This is a genomic window from Dictyobacter formicarum (genome assembly GCF_016587435.1).
The window spans coordinates 71845-85969 of sequence record NZ_BNJJ01000021.1 but is presented as its reverse complement, the minus strand read 5'-3'; the positions used below and the strand labels follow the sequence as shown (position 1 = coordinate 85969).

At 50.3% G+C, this 14125-nt stretch carries 9 protein-coding genes; 4 read left to right on the top strand and 5 right to left on the bottom strand.

Features of this window, described 5'->3' with window-relative positions:
* Nucleotides 1-26 precede the first annotated feature (26 nt).
* The 4 genes from JMI88_RS29770 to JMI88_RS29755 all read left to right on the top strand — a co-directional run bounded on the left by JMI88_RS29770 (nt 27) and on the right by JMI88_RS29755 (nt 4921).
* Nucleotides 27-3227, top strand: coding sequence for a winged helix-turn-helix domain-containing protein (locus tag JMI88_RS29770; RefSeq protein WP_201365630.1), 3201 nt, complete (start codon nt 27-29; stop codon nt 3225-3227).
* A gap of 185 nt (nt 3228-3412) precedes the next feature.
* Nucleotides 3413-3628, top strand: a complete 216-nt coding sequence (locus JMI88_RS29765) for a DUF8691 family protein (protein WP_201365628.1) — start codon at nt 3413-3415, stop codon at nt 3626-3628.
* A 94-nt stretch (nt 3629-3722) separates the two neighbouring features.
* Complete coding sequence (locus JMI88_RS29760; RefSeq protein WP_201365626.1) at nt 3723-4259, top strand: dihydrofolate reductase family protein; 537 nt, start codon at nt 3723-3725, stop codon at nt 4257-4259.
* A 215-nt stretch (nt 4260-4474) separates the two neighbouring features.
* Complete coding sequence (locus tag JMI88_RS29755) at nt 4475-4921, top strand: YdeI/OmpD-associated family protein (RefSeq protein WP_373323988.1); 447 nt, start codon at nt 4475-4477, stop codon at nt 4919-4921.
* Between the two features lie 51 nt (nt 4922-4972).
* On the opposite strand, the gene JMI88_RS29750 is transcribed toward JMI88_RS29755, so the two are convergent.
* The 5 genes from JMI88_RS29750 to JMI88_RS29730 form a co-directional block, all read right to left on the bottom strand.
* Complete coding sequence (locus JMI88_RS29750; RefSeq protein WP_201365622.1) at nt 4973-5200, bottom strand: hypothetical protein; 228 nt, start codon at nt 5198-5200, stop codon at nt 4973-4975.
* An 88-nt stretch (nt 5201-5288) separates the two neighbouring features.
* Nucleotides 5289-5708, bottom strand: a complete 420-nt coding sequence (locus JMI88_RS29745; RefSeq protein ID WP_201365620.1) for a cupredoxin domain-containing protein — start codon at nt 5706-5708, stop codon at nt 5289-5291.
* Between the two features lie 75 nt (nt 5709-5783).
* Nucleotides 5784-6218, bottom strand: coding sequence for a DUF6220 domain-containing protein (locus tag JMI88_RS29740; protein WP_201365618.1), 435 nt, complete (start codon nt 6216-6218; stop codon nt 5784-5786).
* A 226-nt stretch (nt 6219-6444) separates the two neighbouring features.
* Nucleotides 6445-9540, bottom strand: a complete 3096-nt coding sequence (locus JMI88_RS29735) for a winged helix-turn-helix domain-containing protein (protein ID WP_201365616.1) — start codon at nt 9538-9540, stop codon at nt 6445-6447.
* A 750-nt stretch (nt 9541-10290) separates the two neighbouring features.
* Entirely contained in the window at nt 10291-14070 is a 3780-nt protein-coding gene (locus tag JMI88_RS29730; RefSeq protein WP_201365615.1) for an NACHT domain-containing protein, read from the bottom strand.
* Nucleotides 14071-14125: the final 55 nt, after the last annotated feature.

Sequence of the window (14125 nt, the reverse complement as noted above, 5' to 3'; positions counted from 1 at the left end):
ATACCCAACGACGTCGGAAGGAAACGATGCCTAGACCATTAGTCCATGCGCTCATCTGGTTGCACGAGTACCAACACTATCAACTGTATAGCCACGGCCAACCCGAGCAATGTTTTCTTCCAGAAGACCAGCCAGCATTCACTCGCTGGTTGGGCGACCACACTGCTTTTGCCTTTGTCGGACGAGTGGGACGGCTCTCGGTCAGAAAGGAAGATAGGGGAAGCGGCAGAAGCTACTGGTATGCCTATCGCAGGCAGGATCGACGCCTCCGTAAGGGGTATCTCGGACCGTCAGCCTGCGTGACTTTTGCCCGTTTAGAGGAACAGGCTAGATTACTCACGAATGTGTCGTCCTTCCCACCTCTTGCTCGCGATCTCGCGACCCCCTCGTCCAGGCTCTCAATCCCGCTCCTGACCTCCAAGCTTGCTCCTCCTCGTTTACCGCTCTGGCTCGTGGAGCGCACACGTCTGCTCCGCGACCTGGATGCTGTCTGCACTCATCCCCTGACCCTCGTTTCTGCCTCTGCTGGCAGTGGGAAAACCACCCTGCTCTCGGTATGGGTAGCTGCCTCAAGGCTACAGACAAGCGGAGCGAAAGCCCTCCAGGCTCAACGGGCTGTTGCCTGGCTCTCTCTGGATCCACTGGACAATGATCCCATCCGCTTTTGGATATCATGCATTGTGTCTCTGCAGCATTGTCTACCTGCGCTTGGAGGAGAAGCGCTTGCCCTGCTGCACGCGCGAGAGGCTCTCCCACTCTCAACCATCCTGGTGGTCCTGCTCAACGAGATCGCGCAGCTTGACTGGGAAGTGATCCTGATCCTGGATGACTTCCACCTCATCTCTGAACAGGCCATTCATGATGGGCTGCACTTCGCCCTTGATCACCTGCCTGCCAACTTCCATCTGGTCCTCGCCACGCGCACGGACCCACTCCTCCCTCTCTCTCGGTTGCGTGCGCGCGGCCAGTTGCTTGAAATCCGCTCCAGTGAGTTGCGCTTTACGCAGGAAGAATCAACGACTTTTCTTTTGCAACAGATGGGCTTGCCTCTCTCGGAGGAAGACGTCATCACTCTGCACTCCCGTACCGAGGGCTGGATCACCGGGCTGCACCTGGCAGCGCTCTCCCTGCGTAAGCAGCAGGACCTCTCCAGATGGGTCTCGGACTTTGCTGGCAGCCACCGCTACCTGCTGGATTATGTGCAGCAGGACATCCTGGCAGGCTTGCCCGCTCCACTTCAGTCCTTTTTGCTCCAAACCTCGCTGCTGTCCAGGATGAATGCTGCTTTGTGTCAGGCTATTACCGCAGGGCCTTCGCAAAAGGAGAGCCAGCACATGCTGGAGGAGGCGGAGCAGGCCAACCTCTTTGTGATCCCGCTGGACTCCGAGCGGCAGTGGTACCGCTATCATGATCTGTTTCGCGAGGCGCTGCACACGCAGTTGCTCGCTTCTCAGCCAGAACTGGTGCCGCTCTTGCACAGACGAGCAGCACGCTGGTACGAGAAGCAGGGTGAGTGGCGAGAGGCCATTATCCACGCGCTGGCGGCACCTGACTATCCCCTGGCCGCCTCTTTGCTAGAGCAGGCGGCTCCTCACTTCTGGCTCAATGGGCAAGCCAGAGCTATCCAGGACTGGGTCCTCGCTTTGCCTGATCCGGTTCTGGGCGCCCATACACGCCTGGCCCTTAATGCTGCCTTGCGCTTCCTCAACTCCGTCCATATCAGCACCGAAACGGCCCATGCCAGCATGGCCGCCCAGGTGCAGCGAACCATCAGGCGGATGGAAGCGATTCTGCACGGCCAGGAAGTCCATTCGCTTTCAGAGGCAGAGATGGCCATGATCGAGCGGCGCCTGTGCCTGCTGCATGCCTTGATCGAGGTCAGAGCCGTTATGGGACGTGGCGATACGGAGCGTCTGCGTCTTCTGACGCATGAGCTAGAAGTGCTGCCCCCTGATGACGAGGTGAGCTGGAAGTTGATCCCGCTCTCCTTCGCTTTCTGGCTGGCGTTGTCGCTCCAGCAATCAAGTGCATTGCTAGTGGAAAGGCTCTGTGAGGCCCGGCAGTGGATCAGTGAGGCCGGAGACTCCCTGGTGACGTTCCGCGTGATGACCTGGCTGGCCACAGCGTATTTTGAAGCCGGACAGGTGCACCAGGCCCACCGGGAATGCCTCGCTGCCCTCACCCTGCTTGAGCAGATCAGCGGAGGGACGCCAGTAGCAGGCTATCTGCTTTTCGCCTTGTTCAATGTCTCCTACGCCTGGAATCGACTGGAAGAAGCATCAGATGTGTTGCACCGTTTGCTGCGTATCGCGCAGGACTGGCAACAGGTGGAGCTGCTGATGATCGGGGAACGCTCGATAGCGCGGCTGGCTCTCGCACGAGGGGATCTGAGGACGGCACAAGAGGCGTTGCAACGGGCGGAGGCGCTTTTTGAGCGGGAGGAGTTTGCCAACAATGTGCGCTGGATGGAAGAGATCCGCGTGCGGGTGTGGCTGGCCCAGGGCAATCTGGCTGAGGCCAGCACCTGGGCCTCACAGACGACTCTCTCCACAGGAAACTGGGACCCCTTGCGCAAATGGGAGGTGCTGCTGCTGGCACGGGTCGCTCTCGCACAGCACAAGCCGGCCCAGGCAGTCGAGACGCTTGAGCGCTTCAACTGGTGCCAGGATCAGCCAGCAGATATTGAGAAAACGCTCGAATGGATGGCGCTGTACGTAGTGGCTCTCTTTCATGCAGGCAGGGTTGCGCAGGCACGAACGGCTGCGGCTCGCCTGCTCGCCATGACCGAGCCGGAGGGCTACATCCGTGTCTATCTGGATGCCAGCTTGCTTATGAAACAGGCGCTCAAGAGGCTGTTGGAGGCATCACCAGAGAGTGATAGCTCTCCCACCGCTGTCTCTCCATCATATGTATTGCGCTTGCTGGCAACCTTTGAGAAGGAAGAAAGCCGACGTGCGCGCAGAAGTGAAATTCCCCCTCCCGCAACGAAGGCCCTGCCACATCCACCACAGAACACCCTGCAACGAGGACTCACCGAACCGCTCTCTCGACAGGAGCACCAGGTACTGCGCCTGCTGGTGGAAGGGAGCACCTATGCCGAGATGGCAGAAGCGCTGATTGTTTCTCCCAACACGATTAAGACCCAGGTCAGCAGTATTTATCGCAAGCTGGGAGTGAGCCGGCGCGCCGAGGCCATTGCACGAACGCAGCAACTGCATCTCCTCTAATCGATGAGGGACTAGGACATCCGCACCATGTGGGTAACTGGAATTACCCAGAGAGGCCCAAAGACCTTTCACAAAATCACCCGCCCGGTCACGAACACCGGTGATGTTTCTTCTCCATCCGAAAGCTATACTCTTCTTAAACGATCTTCGGGAGAGTCCATCACCGTAGGAGAGGCAGGTGACGCATGCAGGTTTTGATCCGTATTCAAGGGCATCTCGATCCCTCGTGGCAGGAGTGGCTTGAAAGATTAGAGATTGTGCATGAGGAGGGAGGCACCTCCCGGCTTTCTGGAACCCTTGCCGATCAGGCTGCCTTGTATGGAGTCCTCACCAAGATCGATCACTTGAGCTTAACCCTGCTCTCGCTCGAACGCAGCGAAACCAGTCCACAGGAGGGCTAGCCTTGCTTCTTGCCGCAGGCCCGTCAGAAGCAGAGCGCCTTCCCACAGACAAGATGCAGGGGAAGGAATCACCATGAGCAAAGGAGAAGAGAGCATGAAATTACGCGTGTCCGAGATTGTGTCCCTGGATGGGGTCATGGAAGCCCCCGATCACTGGGTGTTTCCTTACATGGACCAGGAAATCGGGGAGTATGTCATGAGCGTGCTTCAGGAGACCGACGCAATGCTTTTCGGACGCAAAACCTACCAGGAAATGGCTGCAGCCTGGCCGGAGCGCTCGGGCGCCATGGCTGATATCTTTAACGGCGTCCCCAAGTATGTGGTTTCCACCACCCTCTCGGAACTGGCCTGGAACAACTCCCGCCTCATTCCAGGCAACATTGTGGAAGAAGTGGCGAGGCTGAAAGCGCAGCCCGGTCGGGTCATGTTGATCAACGGAAGCGCTGAGCTGGTTCAACTACTCACCCAACATCACCTCATCGATGAGTACATCTTGACGGTTGCTCCCCTGGTCCTTTTGAAAGGGAAGCGTCTCTTTCAAGTGGGGATGGAAGGGCAACTGCACCTGCTGGATTCCAAAGCCTACAAGACGGGGATCGTTCGTCTAAACTATCAGCCAGTCAAGCAGTGAGAGAAGCAGTCACAGAGCCAGGAGAGAAGCTGGCTCTGTGGATATGCACTCACTCCCAAAAGAAAGTTCGTAGAGAATCATTCAATGGAAGAGGAGAGAAACACCTTTTATGCCACAGGTAACTTCAAAAGATAGGACCACCATCGCTTATGATCGGATTGGTCAGGGACCGGCGGTCGTGATTGTGGAAAGTTGTCCAAAGACAGGAGCATATGATGAAATTTCGTGCGAAAATAGAGCTTCACGGCAAGACTGCTACAGGTATCGTCGTTCCGCTCGAGGTCGTTGAGTCCCTCAACTCGGGCAAGCGCCCACCAGTCTGTGTCACGATCAACGGTCACACCTATCGCAGTACGGTGGCGCCCATGGCAGGTGAGTTCCGGCTTCCCATCAGCGCTGAACATCGCACCAGGAGCGGTGTCGAGGCCGGCGATGAGGTGGAGGTCGAGATCGAACCCGACAAAGAGCCTCGCGAGGTGGACGTGCCGCCTGATCTCCTGGAAGCGCTTGAGTGCGATGCGGATGCCAAACGATTCTTTGACGGGCTGTCCTCCAGTAACAAGCAGCGGATTGTCCTCTCGATCGAAGGAGCCAAGACCACCGAGACACGGCTTCGACGAATCACCAAAGCCATAAGCGAACTCCACGAGGGCCGAGCTTAGCGCAGTTTTCGATGTGCATTGGGCAACCGGCTCACCCCGGCACGCGACCAGTCACAGTCGGGTGCAAACCGGACCGGAGGGCTGGCTGGCGTGCATCGCCAGGTGCTGCTCTGGCTGTTCCAGGATCTTGTCCTTTGGCTGCTGCACACCTAGCAGGTCGAGTCCTTCCGCCCCAGAAGAAACTAACAAAGTAGTATTAGAGGAGACGGCAAACTGAGAGCTGCAGCACTGATCTGCCGTCTTCGTCAAACGTTCGCGAACCGCGCAGCTTTCTTGCATGGCGGCTGCGTGCGGCTAGAAGCACCAGCTTTGTTGCCGCCATGCGTAAGGAGTTCTGCGAACAGTCAGAACGACGTACTCATGGCGTTTATTGAGCAATGACGGTGAGATTCATTCCAGGATGAACAGTACAGTAGAGGTGGAACGTTCCGGCTGTAGTGAAAGGACCGATAGCCTGCGAACTGTTCCCGTTTACATTGACATCGTTCACCGTAGGCGCGCCTGACTCTTTACTCGCTTTAGGCGTGCTACCTTCCCAACTCCCATTAGTGATGACATGAGGTGGAGCGGTGTCAGCGACCAGCGTGATACTCTCGCCTTTGCGGATAGTGATACTAGATTGAAGAAAATCATTGTTGCCCATATGGACCACATTTTTGCCGGTGGGGGGATTGCCAGTTTGAGGACCGCTACTCTCCCCACAGGACGATAATGCGATAGCCAGGGTGCTCAATAGCACGATCAAGGTACTCACTAATAAGAGCGTTACCAGAAACTTTTTCGACATTGTTGTATCTCCTTGATTGATTGATAGATGATCATGGATAAAGCGTCATTGTCGCACGCATAGCCTTCCATAAAATCAGGTGTGCAGCAGGCGCCAGATGTGCCTGTTCACAAAGAGAGACAGAGTGAAAATCGCCAGAGCGTTCACCGTGTGCAAGCCCGCGAGGATCGCTATGGCGGATGCGCGTACGTAGATCAGGACTGGCTGTAACGCGACGAGGACGAACAGCAGCAGAGTTAGCCATTTGAGAGCGCCTGGCAAACGAGCGGCAAAGCTGAGTGCCAGCAGCACGATAGGCAGCAAAACGAGATTGCTCCCTAGCGCCGCGTGAGCAATCATCCATGAACCTGAGACCAGTATTCCGACTCCCGCGAAGAATACCTGAATGATGATGCAGAGGATGAACAACATACCGAAGCCAAAGTAGCTCCAGGCCGCCCAGCGGCGTATGGGACGTCGTTGCCGGTGCTGCACATCGCCTGCATCAGAATGTGTCAATGTTGAACGCATAGATAGAACCTTTCTCGAGTAGATTGAAAAGAACAAAGACATATAGTGCGGAAAAGCATGGCACAGGTGCATTTGACTTTTCCCTAACACAAGCAGTTTACGAGGCAACAAGGGACTGTGCCATCACCCAATGAGGCGATTATGGGGGTGAATTCAGAAATGGCAACCGGAGTAAGTGACGTGAGGGAGGATGCCTGTTTCCCCTTTGCCCAGCAAAGGGAGCAGCTTATAAAAGGCCCAGACGGCGAGCGGCATCGATGGCGGAGACACGGTTATTGACGTGCAGTTTGCGATAGATGCTTCTGATCTGTGTCTTGATCGTATTGACGGTGACAACCAGTTCGCGAGCCATCTCCTGGTTAGACCGGCCATCTGCCATCAAATGAAGAACATGCTGTTCCTGTACGCTCAGAAGACGCGAGGGAGGTGCAGAACTGCCGGCTATCGTGCCAGGTCCGGAGAAGGCGAGCACGAGGCTACGGGTATAGGTGTGCAGCGCGACATCGTTAATTGCAGGAAGCACAGCACGTAGCAAGGAGGCCATTTTTTCCCCTTCGTCCAGAAAGAGGCGCTGAAAAGCTTCGGGCTGTGCCAGTTCTAATGCTTTCAGGAGTAACTGCCTGGCCTGTAACCAGTGGTAATCGGGGCCGTTAGCCTGTATCATCTCTGCTTGCTCTGACGATGAGAGCTGAGCATGTGCCAGAGCTGACAGCACAAGTTGCTCCAGTTCGCCCCTGGAGAACTCTTCGCGCTGCCAGCTATCGAGCAAAGCTAATGCTTTGTGACACGCTCCTTGCGCGAGGAGCAGATGCGCTTTGAATAACATCTCCTGTTCGCGCTGTGCAAAAGGGATGAGCGTTCCTTCAGGCATACTGATAGGAATCCAGCACTGCGCTGTTGCCAGGAACCCGCGAGCGAGCGCGAGCTGAGCCTGACCCAGCAGTAGTTCACGCAGCAGTCTGGGTCTGTGTATCTGAGCCGCCAGTTCCTGAAGTAATTGCTGGGCTTGTTCTCCTTCGCCCTGAGCAAGTAGTATACGTGCCAGGGCGAGGGCCGACCCGGTCTGGAGAGACAGGTTTTTAAGCCGCCTACCAATGGTCAGTGCTCGCGATGCCTTCTGCCTGGCGCTCGTTATATTGTTCCGCTCATAGTCAAGACGGGCCAGGCCAAGCAAGGAGAAACCATGATCATCAAGCGTGTTGTCCTGACCCTCCGTCTCTACCAAAGCCTGACGATAGTAGTGCTCAGCCTGCCGTAACGCACCCTGCTCGGAGCACAGGTTCCCCAGAGCCAGGATAGCAGCGAGCATGAGGTAGATGTTGTCTGTGTTCGCACTGAGCGAACACGTTTCCGCCATGACCTGTCTGGCCGAGTTGAAACGTCCGGCAAACAGTTCCTCCATGCCGGCATTCGCCAGGCTCATACTACGCAATCTGATCTCGTGTTCAGGTAACAATGCGAGGGCCTGGCGGGCAGCGGCAAACGACTCCGCGTAATTATCCTGCCAGTAGGCGGCCAGAGAACGTACAGTGAAGACCGCTCCGAGTTTTGGTCGATCTTCCGCGGTGCACCAGCTCTGCTCAGCCTTTTGCAGCAACTCCTCAAGGAACACTCGTGTTTCTGGCGCATAGCGGTCTTTGACGAAGAGGTGTGCCATTGCATACAGGAAGCAGAGCATTGGATGTGTCCTGAGAATCTCTTCGGGCAGTTGGGCCAGCCAGCGATGGAGTGCGTAGTGCCATCTCTCGAATAGTTGGAGGCCAGCGTACCGCTCAAGAAGAGAAGCGGCGTATGCATACTCGCGAATGGCGAGCGCCGTTTCGATGGCCTCGTCAAGCATATCATGGGCTTCATACCAGCGGCAGGCCCGCAGCGACAGAGTGTGCAAGACTTCTTCTCCCAGGCGATGCCGCGCTTCATGCCGCAGGGCTTCCATGAACAGCTCGTGATAACGATACCACTGTCCCGGTTCGTTCAGCGGTTGCAAGAAAAGGCCTGCCCGCTCCACTTGTTCCAGGAGCAGGCTGCTATCCTGTCTTCCAGTTATCGCCTCACAAAGTGAACCGCTCAGACGGCTCAGCACGCTGGTCTGTAGCAGAAAGTGTTGGAATGGTTCCTTCTGTGCGGAGATCACTTCGTTCGTGAAGTAATCCAGAATGGGTCGATGGTTACGGGCCAGAAGCAAATGGGACTGTTCAACATCTGGTTGTGTCGCATGTCCCTGGAGTGTGAGCGTGAAAAGGCGCAGACCAGCTGCCCACCCCTCCAGTTGAGCATCCAGCCTCTGGAGAGTCTCCTCAGTGAGGGAAAACGCCAGCGTTTGCTGTAAAAACTCGGCTGTTTCTGCGGGAACGAAACGCAAATCGCCTGCCTGTATCTCCTGTAATGCTCCGCCAGCGCGCCAGCGTGCCAACGGGAGCGGAGGTTCGCTGCGAGAAAGCATGATGACATGTAGCGAGGCGGGCAGGTGATCAAGGAAAAAGGCCAGCGTCTCGTGAATAGATGGCTCCGTGATGACGTGATAATCTTCCAGCACGAGCAGACCACGGCAGGCATACATGGCCAGAGCATTCAGAAAGGGGGTGAGCACTCTTTCCTGGAAATGTTGCTCAAAAGAAAGATGTAACCCGCCAGAGAGTTGAGCGAGGACCATATGGTCCTCGCGAGCATGAAAGTTCTGACAGGCAGTGATGACGTAGCGCCAGAAGCGCACCGGGTCATTATCGCCTTTCTCCAGGGAGATCCAGGAGACCGGCGGCATCTGTTCATGCGCGCTGCGACTGCTGATCCATTGACCGGCCAGTGTCGTTTTGCCAAAACCGGCCGGGGCCACGAGCAGGGTCAGAGGGTGCGAATACGCGCCGTCGAGCAGCGTCAACAGTCGTTCGCGTTTGACCAGCGAGGCCGGCAGGCGCGGGGGCTGGAACTTGGCGAGCAGCAAAGGCACATCGGAAGAAGTGGCATCCTGCTTCTCCTGGTGTGAAGGCAAGGCTGATGGAGGAGAAGCAAGGGCTTGAGCCGTTGTTTCCAGACAGGCTGTGGTCAGTTGAGCGCTGCGCCCAACGTATTTTTTGATGATGCGTTTCCCCTGGCGTCGATAGGCATACCAGTACCCCTTGCTTCCTCGCGGACGCGTTTCTTTGTGGAGATTCAGGTGTCCGTGTCGCCCCTGAAAGGAAAAGGAGGTATGGGAAGCAAGCCAGCGAAACCAGGCCGGTTCGTCTCCTTGCAGCAGGGCATGATCATTGTTGCACCGTTCGTAGAGCATATAAGCATCTTGTTGCGCAGACCAGATCAACAGATAGGATGCGATTTTCGACATAATGGCTTGCCTTCTTCTCTCGATTTCTGCTTCTCCCTTGAGAACTTGACAGAGACGTTCTTCAACAGCAAAAGCCAGTAGTACTCCCTTAGCGTATACCCGCTGTCAAGGAGAGTTTTCCGTTCAAACGGAGAATTCTCCGCTTGTACCATATAACCCATATTATATGGTACGAACATCGAGAATGAGAGAAGTTGATTGGTTCTCAACCAGCTTCTCTGGCTCATTTCTCCTTCGCTGTTACGCAATGACGTCATTAGAGACTGTGTGTAAAGAAAGACACCAAATCGACTTGCGTTCTGTGTAATATGCTAGATTGGCTGAACTGCTGATGGAGATGCAAAGAGAAGACGAAGCGCAGCTACTGAAGGCAAGAGCACGAGCAATCAGGGAAAAGTTTGTTGAATAGCAACGCTCGATAATGACACTTAGATTTTATGAATGGCCTGGAGAAGTAGTTTTACATACCTGGAAAAGTCGAAAATTCTGGCGGCCAATTTGACATCCAATCGCACCGATTCAGACAGATTTCAGCTGACCTCAACAGACGAATCGTGGCGAGTTTTGAGCTCGTCTGGACCCGGTTACCTTCCGCCCTACCATATCAACATGCTATAATGGGGTACATATTCCCCCTCTTATGAACCAGCTTATCAAGCTGGTTCACCGCACATGATGATTCATTTGGCAGCCAATTTGGCAGCTATCTTCCCTTTTGAAGTGTCTTTTATACCTAGCTTAGAGCATTCTCTATGCTTGATCTAACCAAAATTCTTGTTTTGCGATTTGCCCTACTGGGATAATGTTAGATGCAACGAGTTCTCTGTACTTTGCTTCTGCTATCATGACTAAATTTCTTGGGTATTTTTCTGGCGTGTCTGTAATCTTTTTAGCTACATTTAGAGGTAAAGGATTATTCTCTCGTTCTAGACTACGTTCGAATATTATGTGTTCAAATACAAAACCTTTCGCGTAGTTTTTTTCAATAATTATGAGGGCTTGCTGCCAATAGGAGACATCTTTTTTTGCAAGATTTAGTATTATATCTTGACAAAACTCTAATATAGTAGGGTCGTCTCCCGAATAATTGGTTAAATGTTTAATATAAAGATTCTCTGCTGCACTTACATCTAAACGAAATCCTATTGCCACTTTGAGCCGATAGGACATGTCTGTATTTAATGTTTCAAGATTTAATGCAAAAGATGGTTTGTTGAAAAATAAGAAATAGCCTTCTATAGCGTCTGCTAGTACTGTCCATTGATGCTCATTAAGACTACAAAGTAAATTGTCAATCATAGTTGCTAGTTCAGCAACAATATTAGAAGTGGCCCAAGTGAGGAATAGTAGGCAGACAAACATTTTATCATTAGCAGTTGTTGCTGTTGTAAACTGTTTTTTCCACCAATCGGAGGATCTCCTTTTCGATTTGGCGTAGTATGCTCTCAGGCATAGTGGTTTAGTGTGGTCTAGCAAATCAGAAAATTGTTGGTATTCTTCTTTGGGCGCATTTACTTTATTTGCCATACATGCAATATGAAATATTGCCCATTGTTCTCCCCAAAGCTCACGTAAATGTTCTGTTATTTCAATCCAAGGTTCTAAACTGGTTTTCCACTGTTTGAGATTGATATTATCAAATTTGCCGAAAAATTCTATTGTTCTGTTGCATTTTTCTAATACGTTATTTAGTTCTGATCGTTCGGACAATTTTTTTCTGCTATTATGCGGAGAAAACTGGCGACTTAGCATATTTATACTATCGCGTTCAGAAGCTACAAATATATAGCGGTAAAGAGTAGGATGAATCGTCGTTCCAAATGAGCTAATAATTGACTCACCCATTTGTGGTAATGATTCGATATAACCATCAAATATACTTTGTATTATTATACTACAGCGAGATGCCGATTTCTGGCAGAAAACCCAATGTCTAGTTTTTAATAATACATCTAACCTATCTATATTATTAGGATCATCAGATAGCAGCATTCCCAAATCAGCTTGAGCTACTCGTTGTAGTATGCCCAAACGAAGTCCATATTTAAACCATTGAGTTCGTTTATCCCCTTGTGTATTTGATGTGTTTTCTATCCATTTGGGTGTTAAATTATCTGTTTCTATATTAGCTTGAATAAGAGATATTAGCTCGTTTGCAAAATCTTGGGCTGGTAACGTTTTTAGAATGTCGAAGCAGTGTTCAACTAATTCATCCCGACCACAATTTTTAGGTAATGTTAATACATCTTCGGGATTATAAGAGCGTTTACTTGTTATCATTATAGATCTTAAGCCGAGTCCATCAATAATAAGCTTTATCACATTCCTCATGGATTTTTGGTTTTGCGTAAAAACCCAATCGGATAGTAGCATTGCAGCTAAAAGTCGAGGATGACTTATATTGCGGTATCCATCTGCTTCTATAAGATTTTCTAAAGAATCAACTAAAGACGGTAATTCTCCTTTGCTGAAACATCCTGCGTAAAATCTAGCAACATTTAACCAATAAAAGTTTCTTGCAATGGCATCGAAACGATCAGGTTTAGTGCCTTTACGTTCATGTCCTGGCGGTGAATATGGTGCTGTTTCGTATAAAAAGCGTGCAGCAAAATATTCTCTTAGTGGCTGAACTTCAAACTCATAGGTTCCTTGTACACGGGATACTAGTGCAACAACCCTTTCGACCATGCCCGTAAATAATTGTTCTGTTAATGATGAATCGTGTCCTTCAGCAATCAAATATTCATTTAGAATTTGTTGCAACCTATCACTGCTGATGCTTCCTCTGTCTTTCCCTTGCTCTGCTTCTGAATGAAGAAGCCATGCTAAATATCTGTGAATGTCAATTAGAAGATCTCTGTAATCTCGAACTACAGAACTTTTATCAGATTCTCTATTAAAAAAAAGCTCTACATAGCTATCGTAAAGGGCTGTCCTCTTGTCTGGTAAAGAGGAACCACGTGCGTGAATAAGACTTAATAAGATAGCCAGTTGCATAGGATTTCTCGCAAGTTCGCGTAGATGTGGTTGATTTAATTTTTCTTTTAATATTTTTTTTACATCAAAACTGTCTCGTGAGCTTAATCTTCTTGCCGTAATCCATTTGTTTGCATACTCTGTAATTAAAGATGGGGTTATCGAGCGTAGTTCAAAATGGGGATATGAACTTTCGGGAAAACCAGGAGAATTAGCAAAAGCTGTCGGCCGACTTGTTATTAGTACTTGTAAAGAAATGCAACTTGTTCTAAGGCGGTTTACACCCGTTTTTACAACATCGACAATTTCTTGTCTTTTATTAATTTCTGCTACTTCGTCAAATCCATCTAAGACAAGTAATAATGCGCTCAATTTTGCTATAGAATGTAAGTCTGATACAGTAAAATCAAATCCGCCGGAAAAAGTTTTTACCTGGAATGCCAGGAAACTTTCAAGCGATTTTTGCCAGTTTTCAGGAACACTTTCATCAGAAGCAAATGGATCTTGTTTATTTAACCATGTGGCAAGATCCCTTAAATCAACCCTGAAAGGAATACGTACAGGGGAATTCTTATGTGCATTTGGCAGGGATGCGAGATCAGAAGTCTTTTGGAGGAGATGCATACGGTGAACTTGGCATATATATTGTGTTATTGTGGATTTCCCTTGACCAGGTGCACCTTCTAGGACAATTTGAGGAATCTTTTCTTGAATCATTTGATGTAGCATGAGAGTCGCGGCACCTACCGACCTTGGGCTATCCGCGTTTAATAGTGAGAGCTCTGAATCATTTATTGCTAATGAACTCCTGTGAACTTCTTCTATAGAAGAAATGGCGTGCTGTTGCCTTAATTCAATTTGACGTAAAATCGCATGATACTTGCGTTCTTCTCTTCCATGGCTAAAGCTCGCAGGAACGTCAATAAATAGGTCAAGCAGCTTGTTATGTAATTCAATTTGTTTAAATCGGACTTCTTGATCATGATCATATTGTTGTTGCAGAAATGACTTGATTGCATCAAGACGCTGTTCTTTATGTTCTGATAACCCATTTTCAAAGATGTAACGAAGCATATCCAATCCTGTCATTAATTCTGGATAGGACCATTTTAAGTTCCATGCTTCATCTAGGCGGCGGCTTAAATCGTCACGCCACCAACATTGAAATGGTATTTTTATCAAATTGCTAAATGTTTGATCTAATTTGTCTATTGATCCTGAATCAGGGTGTGCTGTACCTTGAATGTTTGTAAGTAGATAGTATTTAGCAGCTCCAAGAGGAATATACTTTTCGATTTTCAATGCTTCCTCTTCCATTATTTTAACTAGCCATTTATGAATATCTGCTTCTGCCTGAGGTTTTCTTACAAATTTGATTTGAAAGATTATAAAACTTTTCGAATTTTTTTCGTTTGAAATATAAGCAATAGCGTCTCTTCCACCATCGGGCTGTCCAACAGGGAAACATTGAGTATGAGGATGTTCTCTTGCTATAAGTGCTTGACAGAAGTGTTGAAATCTTTCCGGTCCAAGATTTTCATATTGGTAATCCATTGACTTCTTCTCCAAAACGCTTAAGTTATCAATATAATTTTGCGTTAATGAAAGG